21 protein-coding genes and 1 tRNA gene are annotated in these 20,685 nt (G+C 52.3%); 20 read left to right on the top strand and 2 right to left on the bottom strand.

The features are described 5' to 3' along the window. The first annotated feature begins 82 nt into the window (after positions 1–82). Positions 83–1,246 (top strand): aminotransferase class V-fold PLP-dependent enzyme, encoded by a 1,164-nt coding sequence (locus MKX51_RS31300; RefSeq protein ID WP_340995154.1) that lies wholly within the window; start codon positions 83–85, stop codon positions 1,244–1,246. A gap of 86 nt (positions 1,247–1,332) precedes the next feature. Next, positions 1,333–1,833, top strand: coding sequence for a DUF4446 family protein (locus MKX51_RS31295; protein WP_340945814.1), 501 nt, complete (start codon positions 1,333–1,335; stop codon positions 1,831–1,833). Here MKX51_RS31295 and yyaC read toward each other — a convergent pair. Further along, on the bottom strand, positions 1,805–2,413 hold the full coding sequence (gene yyaC / locus MKX51_RS31290) for a spore protease YyaC (RefSeq protein WP_076081912.1): 609 nt from the start codon (positions 2,411–2,413) through the stop codon (positions 1,805–1,807). The genes MKX51_RS31295 and yyaC overlap by 29 nt on opposite strands. A 197-nt stretch (positions 2,414–2,610) precedes the next feature. On the opposite strand from yyaC, the gene MKX51_RS31285 reads away from it, so the two are divergent. From MKX51_RS31285 to MKX51_RS31270, 4 genes are all read left to right on the top strand, one after another. Further along, entirely contained in the window at positions 2,611–2,886 is a 276-nt protein-coding gene (locus MKX51_RS31285; protein WP_340945816.1) for a DUF3343 domain-containing protein, read from the top strand. After that, on the top strand, positions 2,879–3,916 hold the full coding sequence (locus MKX51_RS31280; RefSeq protein ID WP_340995153.1) for a mechanosensitive ion channel family protein: 1,038 nt from the start codon (positions 2,879–2,881) through the stop codon (positions 3,914–3,916). The genes MKX51_RS31285 and MKX51_RS31280 overlap by 8 nt, the downstream gene beginning before the upstream one ends. Beyond that, on the top strand, positions 3,916–4,128 hold the full coding sequence (locus tag MKX51_RS31275; RefSeq protein WP_076081909.1) for a DUF951 domain-containing protein: 213 nt from the start codon (positions 3,916–3,918) through the stop codon (positions 4,126–4,128). Before MKX51_RS31280 ends, MKX51_RS31275 begins: the two co-directional genes overlap by 1 nt. Positions 4,129–4,204: 76 nt before the next feature. Further along, positions 4,205–4,295, top strand: a tRNA-Ser gene (locus MKX51_RS31270). A gap of 472 nt (positions 4,296–4,767) precedes the next feature. Here MKX51_RS31270 and MKX51_RS31265 read toward each other — a convergent pair. Continuing rightward, positions 4,768–4,965 carry a YjzC family protein gene (locus tag MKX51_RS31265; protein ID WP_036728044.1) on the bottom strand — a complete coding sequence of 66 codons (198 nt, stop codon included), beginning with the start codon at positions 4,963–4,965 and terminating at the stop codon, positions 4,768–4,770. Positions 4,966–5,212: 247 nt separating this feature from the next. On the opposite strand from MKX51_RS31265, the gene rpsF reads away from it, so the two are divergent. The 14 genes from rpsF to MKX51_RS31195 all read left to right on the top strand — a co-directional run bounded on the left by rpsF (position 5,213) and on the right by MKX51_RS31195 (position 20,675). After that, positions 5,213–5,497 carry a 30S ribosomal protein S6 gene (gene rpsF, locus MKX51_RS31260; RefSeq protein WP_036728042.1) on the top strand — a complete coding sequence of 95 codons (285 nt, stop codon included), beginning with the start codon at positions 5,213–5,215 and terminating at the stop codon, positions 5,495–5,497. A gap of 49 nt (positions 5,498–5,546) precedes the next feature. Then, a complete protein-coding gene (ssb, locus tag MKX51_RS31255; RefSeq protein ID WP_340995152.1) occupies positions 5,547–6,062 on the top strand; it encodes a single-stranded DNA-binding protein in 516 nt (171 codons plus the stop codon). 21 nt (positions 6,063–6,083) lie between these two features. Further along, positions 6,084–6,356 carry a 30S ribosomal protein S18 gene (gene rpsR, locus MKX51_RS31250; RefSeq protein WP_036699837.1) on the top strand — a complete coding sequence of 91 codons (273 nt, stop codon included), beginning with the start codon at positions 6,084–6,086 and terminating at the stop codon, positions 6,354–6,356. A 526-nt stretch (positions 6,357–6,882) separates the two neighbouring features. Further along, on the top strand, positions 6,883–8,847 hold the full coding sequence (locus tag MKX51_RS31245; protein WP_340995150.1) for an endonuclease MutS2: 1,965 nt from the start codon (positions 6,883–6,885) through the stop codon (positions 8,845–8,847). Between the two features lie 230 nt (positions 8,848–9,077). Beyond that, positions 9,078–10,799 (top strand): oligopeptide ABC transporter substrate-binding protein, encoded by a 1,722-nt coding sequence (gene opp4A / locus MKX51_RS31240; protein WP_340995149.1) that lies wholly within the window; start codon positions 9,078–9,080, stop codon positions 10,797–10,799. A 394-nt stretch (positions 10,800–11,193) separates the two neighbouring features. Continuing rightward, positions 11,194–12,246 (top strand): LCP family protein, encoded by a 1,053-nt coding sequence (locus MKX51_RS31235; protein WP_340995148.1) that lies wholly within the window; start codon positions 11,194–11,196, stop codon positions 12,244–12,246. A 190-nt stretch (positions 12,247–12,436) separates the two neighbouring features. Further along, a complete protein-coding gene (locus MKX51_RS31230; RefSeq protein ID WP_036728036.1) occupies positions 12,437–12,862 on the top strand; it encodes a CBS domain-containing protein in 426 nt (141 codons plus the stop codon). 158 nt (positions 12,863–13,020) lie between these two features. Then, positions 13,021–13,323 carry a MazG-like family protein gene (locus MKX51_RS31225; protein ID WP_179090524.1) on the top strand — a complete coding sequence of 101 codons (303 nt, stop codon included), beginning with the start codon at positions 13,021–13,023 and terminating at the stop codon, positions 13,321–13,323. Positions 13,324–13,329: 6 nt separating this feature from the next. Further along, positions 13,330–14,247, top strand: a complete 918-nt coding sequence (locus MKX51_RS31220; RefSeq protein WP_340995146.1) for a DUF2232 domain-containing protein — start codon at positions 13,330–13,332, stop codon at positions 14,245–14,247. Positions 14,248–14,258: 11 nt separating this feature from the next. Then, the gene (locus tag MKX51_RS31215; RefSeq protein ID WP_340995144.1) at positions 14,259–16,262 is read left to right on the top strand and encodes a DHH family phosphoesterase; all 2,004 of its coding nucleotides are present in this window, start codon (positions 14,259–14,261) and stop codon (positions 16,260–16,262) included. Next, on the top strand, positions 16,259–16,705 hold the full coding sequence (gene rplI / locus MKX51_RS31210) for a 50S ribosomal protein L9 (protein WP_036728030.1): 447 nt from the start codon (positions 16,259–16,261) through the stop codon (positions 16,703–16,705). Before MKX51_RS31215 ends, rplI begins: the two co-directional genes overlap by 4 nt. Before the next feature lies 1 nt (position 16,706). Further along, positions 16,707–18,068 (top strand): replicative DNA helicase, encoded by a 1,362-nt coding sequence (gene dnaB, locus MKX51_RS31205; RefSeq protein ID WP_036699821.1) that lies wholly within the window; start codon positions 16,707–16,709, stop codon positions 18,066–18,068. 215 nt (positions 18,069–18,283) lie between these two features. Next, entirely contained in the window at positions 18,284–19,570 is a 1,287-nt protein-coding gene (locus MKX51_RS31200; RefSeq protein ID WP_340995142.1) for an adenylosuccinate synthase, read from the top strand. 427 nt (positions 19,571–19,997) lie between these two features. Beyond that, on the top strand, positions 19,998–20,675 hold the full coding sequence (locus tag MKX51_RS31195) for a hypothetical protein (RefSeq protein WP_340995141.1): 678 nt from the start codon (positions 19,998–20,000) through the stop codon (positions 20,673–20,675). The last annotated feature ends 10 nt before the right edge of the window (positions 20,676–20,685 follow it).

Genomic DNA, 20,685 nt, shown 5'->3' with positions numbered 1-20,685 from the left:
GTACCGAAGACATATCCTGAGATATCCTTAATACGGATATGGAGGGGTATGTTTTTTAAATCGAAAAGAGGGAGGGCGGAAGATGGAGAGGCTGGTATATCTCGATCACGCAGCTACTTCGTGGCCCAAGCCGCCGGAGGTGGCTGCAGCTATGGTGGAGGCCTTGGAGCAGTCAGGAGCCAATGCCGGGCGGGGCAACCACTCACTGGCTATCGGGACGGGGCGGGTATTAGTTCGTGCACGAATGCTGCTGGCAGAGTTGTTTGGTATAGCGAATGCTCAGGATATCGCGTTCACTCATAACACAACTATGGGGCTAAATATGGCTATTAAGGGTACACTTCAACCAGGGGATCATGTCGTGTCAACGATGACGGAGCATAACTCTGTGCGCAGACCCTTGGAGTATTTGCGCCGGAGCATCGGGATTGAAGTGGATTATATACAGGCGGACCGCGAGGGCCAAATTAATCTTCACGAGCTTCAGCGGTTTCTGCGTCCTAACACCCGGATGGTGATCTGCAATCATAGTTCCAATCTGCTGGGAAGTATTCTGCCGGTTGGGGATATCGGTGACATCGTGAAATCGCATGGGGCTGTGTTCCTGGTAGATGCCGCTCAAAGTGCAGGGGCGCTTAATATTGATGTGGCGGCTATGAATATTGATCTGCTGGCATTTCCGGGACATAAAGGGCTGCTCGGTCCGCAAGGAACCGGGGGGCTGTATATCTCTCCTGTGCTGGATCTGGAACCGCTGATGCATGGAGGGACTGGCAGTCAGTCGGAGAACAGCGAGCAGCCAAGTGTTCGCCCGGACCGTTATGAGGCAGGAACACAGAATGCCGTCGGAATAGCCGGTCTGCTGGCTGGAGTGAAGGCGGTTAAGGCGCTGGGAGTGGAACAGATTCATATGCAGGAATGGAAGCTGACACAGCTGCTGATGGAGGGCTTGGCTGCTATTCCGGGCATGCGGATTCTGGGCCCGGCGCCGGGCGCTCCGCGCAGCGGAATTGTGGCTTTTGTCGTAGAGGGACAGGAGTCGGCGCATATTGCCCACCGGCTGGACCGCGAATACCAGATTGCCGTACGGGCAGGCATGCACTGTACACCGCTGGCCCATCAAGCAGCGGACACTCTGGATAGCGGAGCGGTAAGGGCAAGTGTAGGAGTGAGCTCCACGGAAGCGGATGTTCAGCGGCTGCTGTTAGCCATGAAGGAAATGTACGGCGTATCGCGTTCAAGCTAGTAAGTGGATAAGGATTCGGGTGGATTATACAGGTCGGTGTCGTTACAGCGTGGGAATTCTTATTTTTGTATAAAGGATGATTCAACATGTCGGAGTTAAATGAAATCATAAGCGAGTATTTATCGGCGTTCATCATGGGCTTTGCCGGGGTCATCATACTGATGGTCATTATGTTGATCGTCCAGGGCGCCAAGCTTCGCAGAATGCGGAGCCGGTACGAAGCCATGATGGGCGGGAATGGCATAGAGGATCTGGAGAATCTGCTGGTCAACCTGAAGAATCAGGGGGATATGCTGGAGGAGGTCCAGCTGGAGCAGAAGACGCTGCTTGAAGCGGCACATACCAAAATGCGCGGCATGAAGTCCAAGGTGGCCATGAAGCGCTATAATGCTTTTGGAGAACGCGGTAATGACCTGAGTTTCTCGCTTGCCATTCTGGATGACAACCACAGCGGGATTGTGCTGAGCAGTCTGCACAACCGCGAGAACTCATATATCTATGCTAAGCCGGTTGAACAGGGAGAGTCTCCGTATGCTCTGTCACCGGAGGAGAAGGAAGTTATTGCTCTCGCGTTGCAGCAGATCTAGCATGCAGGTTCCATTGCTTCAAGGCAGAGTAGAGGCTGGATGAAATAATATCCGACAAGCGCATCACCAGGCTTAATCTGGTGTTCTGCAATACGAAATATTCCATGAATCCTCCCACATTAACGATGCCGGTCAAATGGATATCGCCAACAGGGGGGAGCTGCTTGTTGACCCCTGCGCCGGGACGCAGCGGACCTTCAACCACCTGAATACAGCCGACGCTGGTGGACTGGCCGAGGCAGGCGTCAATGGCGATGATGAACGGGTTGGCATGCTTTTGGTACACAAGGCCCACTGTCTCTTCCAGGTTAATAGCATGTACCGGCTCCTCCAGCGTTCCGTAGAGATGGAACAGCGGGCTGTGAAAGCGGGCCAGTGTCGTGCCGACCAGAGGGCCAAGAGAATCGCCGGTCGAGCGGTCCGTGCCCACGCAGATAATGACAATGGGCGTATCCGGACGGGTGCGCGAAAAGTGGAACAGCAGACGGTGGGTAATGGCAGAATAGATATTGGGGTCGGCATGTGATATTTTTAAACAGGATGGTTCTTGCAGCGGTGGAGCTTTGGAAGAGAAATTCATATAATCGTCCTTTCTGAGGCGGCGACTGCAAATCATGGGAAAATCAGCTAAAAAAGCAGTCAGGCTGCCAGGCTGCTGATTATGCAAGGCTTACGTCCGCGGGAGCGTGTTCTGATGATCCTAGTATATGGATGGAAGTGGTTTTTTATACTATGGCGGCAATAGATAGGACCAATAGCCCAGAGGAGGCGTGGAGTGTGGAGGAGGAACTGCTGCTAGCGTTTGATTCGACCCAGCAGGCGCTGCGCGCCGAGATGCTGCTTGAATATGCGGAGATTGAAATCGATATCTTCCCTACGCCCAAGGAGATCACCGCCGGCTGTGCGATGTCGATCCAATTCTCCCGGAGTGCGCTGGATGAGGTAAGGGTCCTGGTCGAAGAGCAGAACGTAGAGATCCGGGGGATCTTCGCCAAGGCCGTTGAGGGTGCAGGGTATGTGGAAATAACGGAGAAGGAGGGGTTCGATGATTAACAGCTTACTTGCGGCCGACGGTGTTGAAGGTGTTGTTAATGATGCCGTCCGCTTCAAAGATAAATTATGGGACTGGTTCACCAATACGGATATGTGGGCCACGGTCCTGTTTTCGGGAATCAGAATTCTCTTGATTTTCATTCTGACCCGGGTGATTATCAAAGTGGTCTCCAATGTGATTGACCGGTCTCTTGAGCGGGAGACGAGGGGGAGGATGCTAGCGAACAACCGGCGTTTCTCCACTGTCGGCGGACTGATGAAGAATGTGGTTACCTTCTTCTGTAACTTCACCATGATTCTGCTGGTTCTGTCGGAGTTCAACTTCGATCTGAAGCCGCTGCTCGCCGGAGCAGGGGTAGTCGGGCTGGCTATAGGGTTCGGCGCACAAAGTTTGGTCAAAGATGTGATTACGGGCTTCTTTATTATTTTTGAGGACCAGTTTGCAGTCGGTGATGTGATCCAGAGCGGAACCTATAAGGGAACGGTAGAGATGATTGGCCTGAGGACGACCAGACTGTTAAGTGCTACGGGCGAGGTACACATCATTCCTAACGGCACGATTGTGAATGTGACGAATTATTCGCTGGCGAATGCACTGGCTGTAGTAGATGTTCCGGTTAAAATCGAACGCGGGCTCGAAGCCACCCTGGCCCTGATCGGCGAGGCGCTTCAGGGCATCGAGGAACGCAGTTCCAGTGTCATTGCCTACCCTAATATTCTGGGAATCCAGTCGATGAGCACCTCGGAGTATGTCATCCGCATAGCGGCGAATTGCCTGCCTAATGCCAGAGACGCTGCCGAGCGGCAGATTCAGAATGATATCAAGCATGCTCTGGAGAAGCAGAGCGCCCTGGAGGCTGCTAAGGCCGAGCAGGAGGCGCGTGAGCAGGCGGAGAGGGAGGCAAGAGAGGCTAAGGCGGCTCGTGAGCAGGAGCGTACAGAGGAAGCCCGCAGAGCCCGTGAGGAGCAGGAGGCCAGCCCAAGAAGGCAGGTGGCAGCTGCGCAAGAGGCAGAGGAGGGGGAAGAGTAATGGAACGCAAGGTATTCGGGCTGGGTGATATAGTACAGATGAAGAAGCAGCATCCCTGCGGAACGAACGAGATGGAGATTATCCGTATGGGGATGGATATCCGGATTAAGTGCACCGGCTGTCAGCACAGTGTCCTCATTCCCCGCGCCAAATTCGAGAAGAATCTGAAGAAGGTCCTGCATTCAGCGGATAGCGGAGCGGAGAATAATTAAGCTGGTGCAGGCAGCGAAACGCAAATGAATAACGCTTGCAATTGTGCGATTGGCATGATATGATAGTTCTTGCTGCGGAGAGGTACCCAAGAGGCCCAAGGGGGCTGACTCGAAATCAGTTAGGCGTGTCACAGCGTGCGTGGGTTCGAATCCCACCCTCTCCGCCACTTCAGCAATTATATTCTTAATTTATGAGACCTCCGTTCTGATACGGGGGCTTTTTTGTGCAAATATAAGAATTTTATATGTTGCACACGATTAATTATCCTTCTATTTCTCGCTGAAACGGTACCGTCCTGTAAAAGGACGGCAAAGCCGTTTCCACTTGCTGCATACTTCATCGTGAAGTCCGGATAGATAGCATGCAAAAAGAGAGACCTTCGCAGGTCTCTCTTCCAGAGGCAGTACATCAATGACGTTCGGAAATCTCTGTCTATAGCTACTACTGTGATTGGGTAATACTAAAGCTGTTACTCCTTTTTACAGAGCCAGCTTAACTCTCCCCGGGTACGATAGCTGCTGAATTCAGAATCCCTGTGATCGTGTTCGTCTGCGACGTTCAACGGAACCACACCTCTCTTTTGTACTGCCTGGGTCTAGTATGCGCAGCGTTCAAGGTTTTATACCTGGCTGCTGAAATTAATGGACACGGGCCTTCTCGACTTTTTTCCACTTGCGGTTCTGGTTGCTGGTCTCCGGGAAGGTGTCGCCTTTCTCCATTGTAATCCGCTTCGGATTCTGAATCTCCGTGTGGAAGCTCCGCGCTTCGCCTACCTCGGTGTAAACGCCCGGGTTGGGGGCTTTGTCGCCTTTTTCATACTCCGTCTGTTCGCCCATTGGTGAATAACCTCCTGTTATCGAATGATGAAGCGGTTATATTGTGGCCTTGACGATGAGGGATTACTCAGAGGTTATTATGGAATCCGCCAACACCTTTTTACTATGGTCCAGCATCTGGTACGTATTAATAAAACTTGCAATCCTCTGCTGGGTTTGGTATATTGATTTGGTGCGAGTCTATGTTTGTGCTCGTTCCTTGCTCCTGACCTGATCAGGGGCCGCAGACCATAAGGAGGTGAAAATTATGCGCAAATATGAAGTCATGTACATTATTCGTCCTGACATTGAACAAGAAGCCGTTCAAGCAGCAGTCGAAAAATTCCAAGGCATCATCTCCAACGGCGGAGAAATTACAAAGCACGATGTGCAAGGTAAACGCCGTCTTGCGTATGAGATCAAGAAACATCGTGATGGCGTTTTTGTTTTGGTTAACTTCAATGCAGAACCTGCAGTAGTTACTGAGCTTGAGCGTATCATGAAGATTTCTGACGAAGTAATTCGTTATCTCATTACGAACGACGTTGCCTAAGATATTGACAAGCTTTGTAACGAATCGCGCTATTAAGGAGGGGACCTAATTGTTGAACCGTATCATTCTGATCGGTCGGTTGACCCGTGACCCGGAACTTCGTTATACTCCTGCTGGTGTTGCCGTAACACAGTTTACGCTTGCCGTAGACCGTAACTTTACGGGCCAGAACGGTGAACGCGAAGCGGACTTTATCCCGGTAGTAACCTGGAGACAGCTGGCTGAGACCTGTGCCAATTATTTGCGCAAAGGAAGACTGGCAGCCGTGGAAGGACGCATCCAAGTACGGAATTACGAGAATAACGAAGGCAAACGTGTATACGTTACTGAAGTTATTGCCGATAATGTCCGTTTCCTGGAATCCGCGCAGAGCCGTGAAGGCGGAAATGCAGCAAGTGGCGGAAGTATGCCTGAAGAGCCAGCCTTCGGTGGCGGCGGTAACGGCGGGAACAGTGCTCGCGGAAATGGAAACAACAATAATTTCTCGCGTAACAACAATACCCAAGATCCTTTTTCGGGCGATGGAAAACCGATCGATATATCGGACGATGATTTGCCATTTTAATAAGGAAGGACTGAACTGAACATGGCTTTCAAACCAAGAGAAGGTGCGGACAACGACAAAAGACCGGCACGTCGTGGTGGACGCAACAAGCGTAAAAAAGTGTGCTATTTCACTGTGAACAAGATTACTCACATTGATTATAAAGACACTGAGCTTCTTAAGAAGTTCATCAGCGAACGCGGAAAGATCTTGCCGCGTCGTGTAACTGGTACAAGTGCAAAATACCAACGCGCTCTGACTATTGCTGTAAAGCGCTCGCGTCAAATCGCGCTGCTGCCTTACACAACAGAATAGGACGTTTTATGAAGCAGCCGGCTAAGCCGGCTGCTTTTTGTATGGGATAACCCCTAATTGACAAACGGATTCCAGCTGTAGTAAATTACAGGTATCCTATAACTAAAGGGGAAATTTTGATGTTGGTGAGCGTTCTTAACTAAGCAATTTCATATCGTTCCGGCTGTTAGCCGCCGCATGCTCTGATTTTGCCAGAGGCATGTCTTGTTGAAGTCTGTCCTGGTGACATCTCTGACTGAGTAGACCGCGGGCGGCTGGAATGAATGATTTAGTTAAGAACACACGCGAAGCGTCATGATGGCCTCTTGATCCGGCTATTGTTCTCTTTGTGATTAACCGTGCTCTTGCAGCACGGTTTTTTCTGTTTTCAGGTGTCCTGCCGACAGAGTCGGGACCCTGAGGCCAAAGAGAAGCAGCAGCAATAAGAGGGCGAAGACTGCCGTGGTGGCGGTTCTTTGCCCTCTTTTTGCGTTATGCGCAGTGGATTGGGATAAGAAATATACTTGTATACAAGGAGGAATTCAGCTTGAATCTGCAAAGTCTGCACACATTGGAATATGAGTCGATTAAGCAGGAATTGCTGCGTCATGCGGTATCTTATGAGGGAAGAAGGATTGTCAGTGAGCTTCAGCCGATGATCTATCTGCCGGCGATACACCGGGCGCTTGAGGAGGCGCAAGAAGCGAAGGAGCTGCTGGAACGCGGAGCCAGTGTGCCGATTCCCTCGCTGGAGGGCATTGAATGGGTGCTGTCGCTGCTTGGAACCGGCTATATGTATAATGAGCAGGATTTCACTGCAGTCTCGCTGTTTCTGAACAGCTGCGGACAGCTCAGGAAATACATGGCCGCCAAGGAGCAGATAGCGCCGCGCATCGCCGCTTACGGGGCATCCCTTCAGGAGCTGAATGGGGTTCGGGACGAGATAGAACGGTGTATCCGGCTGGGGGTCATTGATGACCAGGCCAGCAAAGGACTGGAACGGGTCCGCAAACGGCTGGCGGTCGCCAAGGAGCGCCTGCACCGGAAGCTGGAGAGTATCATGAACCGCCACAAATCTATTTTACAGGAAAGTCTGGTCAGTATGCGCGGCGGGCGGTATGTCATCCCGGTGAAACGGGAGTATCATAAGCAAATTAAGGGCTCGGTGCTGGATCAGTCCACCAGTGGGCAGACGGTATTCGTGGAGCCGGATGAGGTGGCCTCGTTACAGGGAGAGATCGGGCTCCTGACTGCTGACGAGGCCCGCGAGGAAGGAATAATCCTGAGTATGCTGACAGGGCTGTTAGAGCAGGAGCAGGCCGCTATCCGGCTTAATATTGAGGTAACGGGCATGTATGACTTTATTTTCGCCAAAGGGAAGGTTGCCCGGGTAATGGATGCGGGGCCGGTTGCTCTGAACGAACGCGGGTATGTGAGGATGAATGGAGGCCGTCACCCCCTGCTGAAGGATATGGTGCCGGTTAGTCTGGAGCTGGGTCAGGGATATAAATCGCTGATCGTAACCGGGCCGAATACAGGCGGCAAGACGGTGGTGCTCAAAACTCTGGGCCTGCTCGTATTAATGGCACAGTCCGGCCTGCTGGTACCGGTTGATCCCGGCAGTGACTTCGCGGTCTTCACCAATGTAATGAGCGTTATCGGAGACGGACAGAGCCTGACACAGTCCCTAAGCACCTTCTCGGCACAGATGAAGAGTATTGAAGGAATGCTCTATGATGCCGGCAGAGGCGTGCTGCTGCTGATTGATGAGCTGGCTGCCGGCACAGACCCTGGTGAAGGGTTCGCGCTGTCCATCGCGATTCTGGAGGAGCTGAACCGGAAGGGGGCTAATATCGTGGTAACGACCCACTTCAATGAGCTGAAGGCCTTCGCGGCGGCAACGGCAGGCTTCGAGAATGCACGGATGGAGTTCGATCAGAACACGCTGCAGCCGCTGTATAAGCTAACGATTGGCGAGGCTGGCGAGAGCTACGCGCTGCAGATCGCCGAGAAGCTGGGTATTCTCCATTCCGTTATCGAGCGGGCCAAACAGCTTGTGACAGAGCAGCAGGGACACAGAGGCGGCCACAGCCCGTGGACGGACGCTATCAGAGCTGCTCAGAGGGCTAAAGAAGCAGCGGAGGCTGAAATATCTGCAAAGGCGGATAGAACGGCTGAAGGACAACAGGTAAACGGTGCACCACAGGAGGCGCATACTCCAGTACCTGAATTTGCGATAGGGGATGCTGTCTATGTCAGCTCTCTGGGGCGCACTGGAATTGTCTATGAGAGGAAGGACAGCCGGGGGAGGGTCGGAGTGATGATTCAGAAGCAGAAGCTGAGCATTAACCATAAGCGGCTGAAGCCTTATCTGTCCAAGGAAGAGCTGTATCCTGAGGATTATGATTTTGATATTATTTTTGAGAGCAAGGAGACCCGGAAGAAGCGTAAGCTGATGCGGAAAAAGCATGTGGAGGGCCTTAGCATCATCCACCCGGGAGAGGAAAATTAAGGCGCTGCTGTAGCTGAAGTCTGCCCGCCAGGGCAGGCTTTTTTTAACATCGGAAGGGTTCTTGGATGCCCCGAAATAAATTAAAGACTTCACTTTACAGTGAATATTGTATATCCTCTATAATGTGGAATAATTAATTGTCCATAATCTGCATAATAGGCATTACAGTAAAATCCAGTGTGGAAACCGCTTACATTACTGTGTGATCCAACCCGGGAGGGAAGAAATATATGTCAAACCGACTCATCGGCAGACTGATGCTACCGCTTGCGCTCTTGGTGGCATTGTCGGCATGCAGCGGGCCAAGCCCGGCCGTCAAGAATGTTGTGGCGCGCCTTAGCCAAACAGCCGATGAACCCATTACAGGCGGGACTGTGACCTTCGGCTACCCGTCGGCTTTTCAAGGGATTTTTGAACCGGCATTCTTCGAAGGAGAAGATGATTCCAATGTGCTGGAGTTCACCACTGAGGCCATGTTCACTGTGAAGGATGATTTGTCCACTGCTCCTAATATCGCCAGCTGGCAGGAGTCCGAGGATCATACGGTGTTCACATTCACCATTAAGCCCGGGGTCCGCTGGCATAACGGGGATGAGCTGACCGTGGAGGATTGGAAGTTTGCTCTGGAGACTATCGCCAGCCCGGAGTATACGGGTTCCAGATACTATAGCGTTGAGATGATCAAGGGCGCAGAAGCTTACCACCAGGGCCAGGCGAAGGAAATTACAGGGCTTAAGGTGATGGACCCGTATACGCTGCGCATTACAATGAATTCAGCACGGGTGAACATGATTGACAATCTGTGGGCCTACCCGATGAACAAGCGGTACTTCGAGGGAGTGGCTGTTAAGGACATGCCGGACAGCGATCAGGTACGCAAGCAGCCAATTGGCACGGGTCCGTTCAGGGTAACCAGCATTGTGCCGGGCCAGACGGTGGAAATGAAACGGTTCGATAATTATTACAAGGGCGGAGCGCTTCTGGACGGGATTACTTATAAGGCGATCGACAGCAAGGATATTACCGCTCTGCTTGAAGCAGGAACTGTCGATATGGCGGCTTTGCCGCGTGATGCCTATGAGGCCGCGGGGCAATTGGATAATGTAGAGATTAGAGTCACACCAGGAATGTCGTTTGAATATATCGGGTTCAAGTTTGGACACTGGGATGAGACAGACGGTCAGGTGGTAATGGATAATCCCAAGTTCAAGGATAAACGACTGCGTAAGGCAATGTATTATGCACTTGACCGGCAAGGGATTCTAGATAAATATTCCTATGGCCTTGGGACGCTTATCGAGACACCTATCCCCAGCTCCAGCTGGGCCAAGATCGCGGATGAGGAGATCGACACCTATCCCTATTCTCCGGAAAAGGCTGGGCAGCTGCTGGATGAGGCCGGGTATCTGGATATGGACGGGGATGGACTCCGCGAAGATCCCGGCGGCAAGAAGCTCGTTATTCACTATGATGCGATGAGCGGCAGCAAGACAGCTGAGGCCCGGACGGCAGCCATTCTCCAGAATTGGCGTGATGTCGGGCTGGATGTGCGGCTCAGCGGAGGAAGCCTGAAGGAGCTGAATACCTTTTATGAAGCGGTGGAGTCGGATGATCCGGCAGTGGAGCTGTTCAACGGCGTGTGGGGACTGGCCAGCGACCCTGATCCTTCGGGCTTATGGCGCGCTGCCGATTCGTGGAATTACCCCCGGTGGACGTCGAAGCGCAGTGAGGACCTGATCCGGGAAGGAGTCAGCCTGAAGGCGTACGATAAGGACTTCCGGAAGGAAATCTATTATGAATGGCAGAAGCTGATCAATGATGAGGTTCCGATGATCTTTTTCGCTGAACGCTCGGATATTACTGCGGTGAATAAGCGCCTGCAAGGGGTAACAATGAACGCTTTAAGCAATATCATCAATCCGCAGAGCTGGTGGATTAAGGATACTGAATAGGCTAAGAGGACGGTCTGATCTGCTGTGTTAAGTGGCTGAACAGACTGTCTTTTTTTATTTTTTTCCCTGAAAAAGAATCGAAACGCCGTTTGCTGCGTCATATACTTTATGGAATATAAGCGGCTTAAATGCCAATGTTGTCGTTATTTGTTGTTTCTTTTTAGTTGTGAAGTGATTACAATAGAAATATTGTTTATGTGTCAAAGCCGTTTTCCAGGTTTATTCTACAATTAGAACGACCCGAATCCCGGAAAGGGGGAATAATACCATCTGAAGCAGGGCGGCGTACAGCAGCTAGAACAGCCCACTCATGACTGTCTTGGAAGCCCAAGCGGCCATTGTAAATAGATTACGTTCATAATATGTACATTCCACCATAAAGAAGGAATCAATAATGATGAATAAGCTTAAAAAAATAAAGAAAAGATACATTGCGCTCATTCTGGTACTGGTGATTGCCGCCGGAGGGTTTCTGTTCCAGAAGCCGCTTGCTGTGCTGGCCTTCGACCTCTTTTTGTCCGATCAGGTAGAGACCAAGCTGGCAAACGAATCTTATGTGCCTCTGGAGAATAACACCAGCAAGACACCGACTTCCGTTAAGGCTGAACCCGTGGCACTCAAAAGCGATCCGTTCTCTCTGATGCTTCTGGGTACAGATCAGCGGAAGAATGAAACCGCACGCTCAGATACCATGATGTATGCGGTGATCCGGCCGGAGGATTATAAAATTCTGCTGATCTCCGTTCCCCGGGATACCTACACGGAAATTATCGGATACAAGGACAATAAGAAGGATAAAATTACACATGCTTATGCGTTCGGCGGGCAGCAAATGTCCAAGGACACACTGGAAGCGCTCCTCGGCCATGATATTCAATATTATGCCACCATCAACTTTCAGGGGCTGAAGGATGCTGTCGATGCCATTGGCGGTGTGCCGCTCCCGATCAAGAAGGATATTGTCAACAAAGGCAAAGACCATGAGAAATTCACCATTAAGGCCAATAAGTCGAATTATAGCGGTGAAGAGGCACTTAACTATACCCGCTACCGTGAGGATAGCGACTTCAACCGGACCAAACGTCAACAGGTCTTTATTGATGTCGTAGCGAATAAAATGTTATCGATCAGCCAGATCGGCAATATTCCTGAGCTGCTGGATATCATGGGCGACAACTTCAAAACGGATATTCAGCCCTCGATGATCATCAGTCTCGCCAAGAAGTTCATGGGCGGCAAGGACATGGATATCTCCAGCTTCACGGTGATGGGGGAAGGCAAACGGATGGACGGGGTCTACTACGATGTAGTGAACGAAGAGGATCTGAATAAAGCCAAGGCGCTGATCGACAATTGGATGAACCCAAGCACACCGGTTGACCAGCTGATTGAGCCGGGCAAGGCCGGCAATGCGCTTGAGCCTTCGGCCACACCTGCAGTACAATAGGATTAGAACGGCCATTGTTGTCCGTGTAAAAACAGCAGCCATTCCCTCAAGGTTAATGGCTGCTGTTTACTGTCTTCATGCTATAATGGAATGGAACTTATTGCTGAGGGCAGACGTATTACTACGGTGGGCTTTAGTGCAAGGAAGGTAAAGTAGCATTCCTTCGGAATTCTTTGAGGAGGATCAAGAGATGAACATTGCGTTTTTTTTACTTCCGAAGCAGGAGGTCGCATGTGTTACCATGGATTCGACGCTGCGGCAGACCCTGGAACGGATGGAGTTTCACCGCTATACAGCAGTGCCGATCCTGAACCGCAACGGTGAATATGCCGGAACGGTTACTGAAGGTGATTTGCTCTGGTATATGAAGGAGTCGGGCGGCGCGGTCACTTTTGAGAATGCTTCCAAATTTCTGCTTAAGGATGTTCCGCTGCGGATGAACAATCTGGCGGTCTCGATTGATGCGGATATGGAAGATCTGATTAATTTGGCCAAGGTCCAGAACTTCGTACCGGTGGTCGACGACATGAAGCGGTTCATCGGCATTGTACGCCGGAGCCAGATTATTGAATACTGCGAGAAATTTGTCTCACGGCAATCGCTCGAATCGTTATAAGGTACCAAGGCCTGTATTTCCGGCGAAGCGGAATGCGGGCCTTTTTTGAAAGATGGAAGGCGGTATTCAGGGGCGGCAGGCGTCCGTGTGGCTCGGAAATTTTTATGCTATAATGGAGAATAATGCTTTTTGCCGGAGGTAGAGAGACAGTGCCCAATGTGCCGAAGGATCTGGATGTGGCCAAACGCGCCAAGGTAATTGAGTGGTTAAAGACGGAAGTTATTGATCAAGTCTCAAGGTTATTCAAAGCGCTGTGGGAAGGCAGTACCACGCGTGTCGGCGACAGTCTGGCCAGCCTGATTATGAGCTCGTACATCTTGGGGCGCAGACTCGGTATCCCTTATCGCGAGCTGGATGATTTACTGCTGGAGAAGCTGAGAAAGCACAGGCAGGAGGGCCATCAGCTGGAAGAATGGTACCAGGATATATCTGCATTAGAAGAACATATGCGTAAGAGGTGAATACTGTTGAAATTTCGCTGGACATCTGTGGCTTGGAGCGTAGCTTATCTGTTGCTGCTGTTATCCCTGTCAACCCCGCTTTTGCTTATTACAACATTCTTTATGATTATTCCGGCCATAGTGCTCTTTACGACCCTTAACACCAAGCAGTTCATTCTGCATCTGTTACCGGTTCTGCTGATTGTGGGCCTGATTACCCCGATGTATATCCTGATTGCGGCTTATTTCTTAATCCCGGCCCTTGTGATGGGACGATGGTACAAGAAGCGTGCTTCAGCGATTTCTACACTGATTGCCGGTATGGTCGCTATCCTAGCTGAATTCCTGCTGATCCTGCTGATCAGTACGACGTTCCTTAAGTTCAACTTGTACGACTATGTCTATGATGTTCTGAAGACCTATGCAGACTGGCTGGCAAGTATGGGGGCAAGCAATCCGCTGCTGTCCGAGATCGCCCTCTCCTCCGATCAGATTGGCCAGATGAGCTGGCTGACGATCCAGGCGATACCGATGACGCTGATCCTCAGTGCGTTCGTGATTGCGGTCATTACCCATTCCATTGTCCGCCCTATTCTGAACAGTATGGGATATGCGGTGCCCAAGCTGAAGCCGGCGCGGGAATGGAGACTGGCCAGAGCATTCATCTGGTATTATCTGCTTGGCGTCGTAATCAGCCTGCTGTTCGGCGGTGCCGACAGCGGCTTCATGCTAATGGTCTCGGCCAATCTGCTGCCGCTGCTGCAGATTGCGTTCAAGATTCAGACCATCGGCTTCCTCTTCTTCCTGGTGCATGAACGGAAGTGGAGCAAGATCATCGCTCTTCTGCTGGCCATTCCTGTTATTGCTCTGCCGGGATTCTGGATTATTGGTGTGGTGGACCTGGCGTTTCCGCTGCGGGAGCTTGTGAAGAAATCGAAACGATAGGGTGAGGGCTCATGCCAAAATTTCTGCAAAGACGCTGGCACGGCTATCATACCGTGTGGGCGTTCTTACTGCTGCTGGTCCTGATTATAGTAGTGAGTATCTATAACTGGGTCCTCGGTGTTGCCAGCCTCTTCCTGGCCGGCACATTGTGTTTCACCATGCTGCAGGCCGAGCTGTCGTTCCGCCGCAACCTTGTAGATTATATCAACGGCCTGTCCTTCCGCATCAAGCGGGTGGAGGGGGAGGCTGTAAGCATGCTTCCGCTCGGAATTATCCTGTACAGTGAGGACCGGGCGGTGGAATGGCATAACCGGAATGCCGGCCAGATCTTCTCCCGCAAGTCTCTTGTGGGTGAAGATATGCAGGAGCTGATGCCTGAGGTTATGGCTTCTCTGCAGAGCCTGCCGTCCAAGCGGGAACCGGTTAAGGAAGGGGTATTGAAGGAGCAGCGCCATGAGCTTACGGTGGATGACCGTTATTATGAGGTCGTGGTGATTCCAAGCGAACGGCTGCTGTATTTATTCGATATTACCGAGCTTGTGGTGCTGCGTGAGCGGTATGAGGAAGAGAAGCTGGCGATTGGAATTGTCATGATGGATAATCTGGATGAGGCCGCCCAGGGGATGGATGATCAGCAGCGCACTTCGCTAATCGCCAAGGTTGCCAGTGAGATTACCGAGTGGAGCAAACAATTCGAGGTATATCTGCGCCGGTTGTCTTCCGAGCGTTACCTGATGCTGCTGAATCACCGCAGCCTTCAGGCCCTGGAGGAGAGCAGGTTCGTGGTGCTGGATGAGGTCCGTGAGATGACGGCTGACCTCAAGGTGCCGATGACGCTGAGCATAGGCCTTGCCTACGGCTCGGAATCGGCCAGTGAGCTGGGAGCGCTTGCCCAGTCGAGTCTGGACATGGCGCTCGGCAGAGGCGGGGACCAGGCCGCTGTGAAGGCGGGCCAGCGGCTCTCCTTCTACGGCGGCAAGACCAATGCCGCCGAGAAACGCACCCGCGTCCGGGCGCGGGTGATCGCCCACGCCCTGCGGGATCTGATGCAGGAGAGCGACCGGGTGCTGATTATGGGGCACCGGATACCGGATATTGACGCGGTGGGGGCGGCGATTGGCCTGCTCAAGGCGGCACAGATGTACAATGTGGAAGCCAGCATTGTGATGGAGACACCGAATCCTTCGATTACCCGGATGATGGAGGAGATTCGTAAGGATGAGGCGCTCTACAAGACCTTCATCACGCCAGAGCAGGCTCTCCAGATGATGACGGAGCATACGTTGCTCATTGTTGTGGATACACACAAGGCTTCCATGACTATGGAGCCGAGGCTGGTGCAGGTTGCCAGCCGGATTGTGGTGGTTGACCATCACCGCCGGGGTGAAGAGTTCATCAATGACGCTGTGCTCGTGTATCTGGAGCCGTATGCGTCATCGACCTGTGAGCTGGTGACGGAGCTGCTGCAGTACATTCATGACAAGATTAAGCTCAGCCCGCTGGAGGCCACGATGCTGCTGGCCGGGATTACGGTCGATACGAAGCATTTCGCGCTGCATACAGGTTCGCGGACCTTCGAGGCGGCCGGGTTCCTGCGCCGGGTCGGGGCGGATACGATTCTCATTCAGCGCATGCTGAAGGAGGATTTGCAGGAATACATCTCGAAGGCGGAGATCATCAAGCATGCGCGTATGGTGTATGACCAGATAGCACTGGTGGTCACACAGCCCGGGATGAAGATACCGCAGCTGCTGATCGCCCAGACGGCGGATACGCTGCTTGGGATGACGAATGTGGTGGCATCCTTCGTCATCAGTGAACGTCCTGACGGCCTGATCGGCATCAGCGCCCGTTCTCTGGGTCGGATGAATGTGCAGGTAGTCATGGAGAAGCTGGGCGGCGGCGGACATCTGTCCAACGCGGCTGTACAGCTTGAAGGAACAACCAAAGAAGCGGAAGCCAGACTGCTCGCAGTGCTGGCCGAAATTGAAGCGAAAGAGGGGTTATTTGAATGAAGGTCATATTCTTGAAGGATGTTAAGGGTCAAGGCAAGAAGGGGCAGGTTAAAGAGGTGTCGGAAGGCTATGCAGCCAATTTCCTGCTGCCGCGCGGGCTGGTGCGTCCGGCTACAGACGGCAATGTGAAGACACTGGAGAACCAGGCGGCAGCCGAACAGCGCCGCAAGGATCAGGAGAAGGAGGAAGCGGTACAGCTGGGCAAAAAGCTGGATGAGCTGACTCTGACTCTGAAGGCCAAAGCTGGCGAAGGCGGCCGTCTCTTCGGCGCTATTACCAGCAAGCAGATCGGCGAGACACTGGCAGCTACTCAGGGCATCGTGATCGACAAGCGCAAAATTGAGCTGAGCGATTCGATCCGCCATGTAGGCACGTTCCAGGCAACAGTTAAGCTGCACACTGAAGTAAAGGCTAACCTCACGGTTCAGGTAACGGAGGAGTAGGATGGGTGGAGATCTCTTTTTCGATCGGGTTCCCCCGCAGAATCTGGAGGCAGAACAGGCCGTACTGGGTGCAGTTCTACTGTCGGATGAGGCGCTAATTACCGCGATGGAGCGGGTGAATACCGAAGACTTCTACGACAAACCGCATCAGATGATATTTGAGGCGATGGTGCAGCTCGGAGAAGAGAGCCAGCCGATTGACTTGATTACATTGACCTCCCGCCTCCAGGATAAAGGGGAGCTTGAGGATATCGGCGGGGTCAGCTATCTGGCGAAGCTGGCGCATGCGGTGCCGACTGCGGCCAACGTCGATTATTACGCCCAGATTATTGAAGAGAAGGCGATGCTGCGGCGGCTGATCCGCACAGCCACGCAGATTGTCAGCGAAGGCTATACCGGCGGCGAAGACGTAGGCATTATGCTGAGTGACGCCGAGCGGCGAATCCTGGAGATCTCGAACCGCCGCAGCGGCAGCGGGTTCATTGCCATCCGCGATGTGCTCATGCAGGTATTCGACCGGGTCGAGCTGCTCCATCAGAATAAAGGCGGAACCTCGGGGATTCCAACCGGGTTCGTTGATCTGGACCATATGACGAACGGCTTCCAGCGCAATGACTTAATTATTGTGGCGGCCCGTCCTTCCGTCGGGAAGACGGCCTTCGCTCTGAATATCGCGCAGAATGTGGCGGTGCGGGCGAAGGAGACGGTAGCCATCTTCAGTCTGGAAATGTCGGCGCCCCAGCTGGTTCAGCGTATGATTTGCGCAGAGGCCAATCTGGACGCCAATATTATGCGTACCGGTGATTTCAAGAGCGATGATGACTGGTCCAAGCTCACGATGGGCATCCAGTCGCTGTCCGAGTCCGAAATCTACATCGACGACACTCCGGGCATCACGGTTACCGATATCCGGGCGAAATGCCGCCGGCTCAAGAAGGAAAAGGGACTCGGAATGATTGTCATCGACTACCTGCAGCTGATCCAGGGCCGGGGCAAGGCCGGCGAGAACCGCCAGCAGGAGGTATCGGAAATCTCCCGTACCCTGAAGCAGATCGCCCGTGAGCTTGACGTTCCGGTTATTGCCTTGTCCCAGCTCAGCCGCGGTGTGGAGCAGCGCCAGGACAAACGGCCGATGATGAGTGACCTTCGTGAATCAGGCTCTATCGAGCAGGATGCCGATATCGTAGCGTTCCTGTACCGTGATGATTATTACAATCAGGATACCGAGAAGAAGAATATTATCGAAATTATTATTGCCAAGCAGCGTAACGGTCCGGTAGGGACGGTGGAGCTTGTGTTCCTCAAGAACTTCAACAAGTTCGTCAACTACGAGCGGGCCCATGCAGAACCATTTGCAGGTTAGGCAAACTTCGCACAATACACGAACGATCGCACATTTCAGTCTGTGATCGTTCGTTTTTATTTGACTTTAAAAAGTGCCGCTGTTACACTGATTATTGTGCTTTGGCGGCCTGCCCGCCTGTGTCCGGAGGGCTGCGTACAAGATGAAGCGCGTACAGAGCCCCTATGATAAGCGGAAAAATAATGGTGCTTGCTAGCACCTACGGAGGAATGTACATGTCAACGGTAGTCGTCGTGGGAACACAATGGGGAGACGAAGGCAAAGGCAAGATCACGGATTTTCTGGCGGAAAGTGCAGATGTGGTCGCCCGGTATCAAGGGGGTAACAATGCCGGTCACACGATTCTGATTGACGGAAAGAAGTTCAAGCTGAGCTTGATTCCATCGGGTGTATTTTATAAAGAGAAGACTTGTGTTATCGGCAACGGAATGGTCATTAACCCGGAAGCGCTGATCCAAGAAATTAATTATATTCATGACAATGGCTTCGATACGAAGAATCTGGTCATCAGCGATCGTGCCCATGTCATTATGCCTTATCATATGGTGCTGGATGCGCTTGAGGAAGACCGCAAAGGCCCGAACAAAATCGGTACAACACGCAAGGGGATCGGCCCGTGCTACATGGATAAGGCTGCCCGTAACGGCATCCGGATTGCCGATCTGATGGACGCTGAGGAATTCGAGCTGAGACTTCGTCCATTGATGGAAGAGAAGAATCAGGTGATCACTCAGGTATACGGCGCTGAGCCGCTGAATGTGGAAGAGATTCTGACCAAATATCTGGAGTATGCAGAAGTGCTGCGCGGCTATGTAACTGATACTTCGGTGGTACTGAATGATGCGATTGATGCGGATTCCCGGGTGCTGTTCGAAGGTGCGCAGGGCGTGATGCTCGATATCGACCAGGGAACTTATCCGTTCGTTACTTCATCGAATCCTTCGGCTGGCGGCGTCTGCATCGGTTCGGGCGTGGGCCCGTCCAAGATCCAGCAGGTTATCGGTGTGGCGAAGTCTTATACTACCCGCGTTGGAGACGGCCCGTTCCCTACAGAGCTGAATGATGCGACCGGTGATTATATCCGCGAGACCGGGCATGAGTACGGAACCGTAACCGGACGCGCCCGCCGCGTGGGCTGGTTCGACAGTGTGGTTGTGCGCCACGCCCGCCGCGTCAGCGGAATCACCGGCCTGTCGCTGAACTCGCTGGATGTCCTGAGCGGTCTTGAGACTGTGAAGATCTGCACCGGCTACAAGTACCGTGGAGATATTATCACCCATTACCCGGCAAGCCTGAAAATGCTGGCAGAGTGTGAGGCGGTCTACGAGGAGCTTCCAGGCTGGAGCGAAGACATCACTGCGGCGAAGACGCTGGAGGATCTGCCGGCCAACACACGCAAATACGTGGAACGTGTATCGGAGCTGACCGGTATTCCGATCTCGATCTTCTCTGTGGGCCGCAACCGTGAACAGACTAATCAAGTACTGCCAATCTATATCTAGACTGAAGCAGAACTAAATAGATACGTATAGGAGCAGGGGCCTCGGTGAGGCTCCTGTTTCTGTATGTCTATATGGATTGAACTAAAAATTTAAGCTAAAGGAAAAGTGACGGAGGGGAATTTTGGAACTGGAGGAGCGGTAGCGACCGCCTTTGTCTACGGATTTCAACCGTTAAAACGGTAAAAAATCATGAAATCTGTAGACAACAGCGGCCGGAAGTCCAAAACTTCTCTGGAGTCACGGCTAATTCCAAAGCATTAAAATCATTAGTTCAATTTATATAGATGTTTTTCAGCAGGTTAATCAGCTTTTCTGTGCTTCGGGGACGTTTCCCGGGCGTTGATCTAGTCAATACTGTGAGAATGGGATCAATAGCGAACTGATTCTTCAGAGATTGAATAGAGCAGGGTGTAAGGGAGTGATGTTGATGAAAATAGTGAAGCGTGCGCTGAGCGTCTGCCTGATTGTGGTGCTGGCGAGCGGCCTGTCCATGCTGACAACGGCCTATGTGGTGAATACGTATATCCAGTCGGTGCTGGCCAGCTTCGATATTAAGCTGGACGGGCCGGGGCCGGGAATCGGCGGCTTCGTGAAGAGTCTGACCGGTATAGGCGGCAGCGGAACGGCCTCCAAGGAGAACTCCAAAGCGGCCTCAAGCGGGACGAAGAACTCTGCGAAGGAAGCTGATGTGAGCAAGGTGGATGGGGCGAAGAAGGACAGCAGCGGCGGAAAGAGCGGCAATAATCAGGAGAAACCAATGGACGAGACGGTGCCGGACAATGCACTGCCTGTGATGGGACAAGCTTCGGCGGGAGAAGAACAAAGTGAGCAGGGACTGGACCAGAATCTGGTGATGACACCCGAGGCTATGAACGACTTGAAGGAGAAGCTCCCCGCGAGTGAGAAATCCAATATCTTCAATATCTTGATGAACAAGCTTCCCCCGGAGGAGATGGTTAAGATCTCCGCTGCTCTGGAGGGCGGCTTGACAGAGAGCGAAGTAACGGAACTACAGGGAATCATTGAGAAGTACGTGGATGAGGATGAATATAAGGCGCTGATGAAAATGCTTACACCAGATAGCGGAGGGACGAATCAGAATTAAAAATTGTCAT

Origin of the sequence: Paenibacillus sp. FSL M7-0420, from assembly GCF_038002345.1 — a bacterium.
Classification (GTDB): Bacteria; Bacillota; Bacilli; order Paenibacillales; family Paenibacillaceae; genus Paenibacillus_AQ.
The sequence above is the reverse complement of the archived record's forward strand: the minus strand, read 5'-3'. Positions and strand labels throughout refer to the sequence as shown.

What these genes read in the sequence shown, in the direction of transcription:
- MKX51_RS31300 (WP_340995154.1), top strand. Translation starts at nt 83, where the DNA reads ATGGAGAGGCTGGTATATCTCGATCACGCAGCTACTTCGTGGCCCAAG.
- MKX51_RS31295 (WP_340945814.1), top strand. Translation starts at nt 1,333, where the DNA reads ATGTCGGAGTTAAATGAAATCATAAGCGAGTATTTATCGGCGTTCATC.
- yyaC (WP_076081912.1), bottom strand. Translation starts at nt 2,413, where the DNA reads ATGAATTTCTCTTCCAAAGCTCCACCGCTGCAAGAACCATCCTGTTTA.
- MKX51_RS31280 (WP_340995153.1), top strand. Translation starts at nt 2,879, where the DNA reads ATGATTAACAGCTTACTTGCGGCCGACGGTGTTGAAGGTGTTGTTAAT.
- MKX51_RS31275 (WP_076081909.1), top strand. Translation starts at nt 3,916, where the DNA reads ATGGAACGCAAGGTATTCGGGCTGGGTGATATAGTACAGATGAAGAAG.
- MKX51_RS31265 (WP_036728044.1), bottom strand. Translation starts at nt 4,965, where the DNA reads ATGGGCGAACAGACGGAGTATGAAAAAGGCGACAAAGCCCCCAACCCG.
- rpsF (WP_036728042.1), top strand. Translation starts at nt 5,213, where the DNA reads ATGCGCAAATATGAAGTCATGTACATTATTCGTCCTGACATTGAACAA.
- rpsR (WP_036699837.1), top strand. Translation starts at nt 6,084, where the DNA reads ATGGCTTTCAAACCAAGAGAAGGTGCGGACAACGACAAAAGACCGGCA.
- opp4A (WP_340995149.1), top strand. Translation starts at nt 9,078, where the DNA reads ATGTCAAACCGACTCATCGGCAGACTGATGCTACCGCTTGCGCTCTTG.
- MKX51_RS31235 (WP_340995148.1), top strand. Translation starts at nt 11,194, where the DNA reads ATGATGAATAAGCTTAAAAAAATAAAGAAAAGATACATTGCGCTCATT.
- MKX51_RS31230 (WP_036728036.1), top strand. Translation starts at nt 12,437, where the DNA reads ATGAACATTGCGTTTTTTTTACTTCCGAAGCAGGAGGTCGCATGTGTT.
- MKX51_RS31215 (WP_340995144.1), top strand. Translation starts at nt 14,259, where the DNA reads ATGCCAAAATTTCTGCAAAGACGCTGGCACGGCTATCATACCGTGTGG.
- rplI (WP_036728030.1), top strand. Translation starts at nt 16,259, where the DNA reads ATGAAGGTCATATTCTTGAAGGATGTTAAGGGTCAAGGCAAGAAGGGG.
- dnaB (WP_036699821.1), top strand. Translation starts at nt 16,707, where the DNA reads ATGGGTGGAGATCTCTTTTTCGATCGGGTTCCCCCGCAGAATCTGGAG.
- MKX51_RS31200 (WP_340995142.1), top strand. Translation starts at nt 18,284, where the DNA reads ATGTCAACGGTAGTCGTCGTGGGAACACAATGGGGAGACGAAGGCAAA.
- MKX51_RS31195 (WP_340995141.1), top strand. Translation starts at nt 19,998, where the DNA reads ATGAAAATAGTGAAGCGTGCGCTGAGCGTCTGCCTGATTGTGGTGCTG.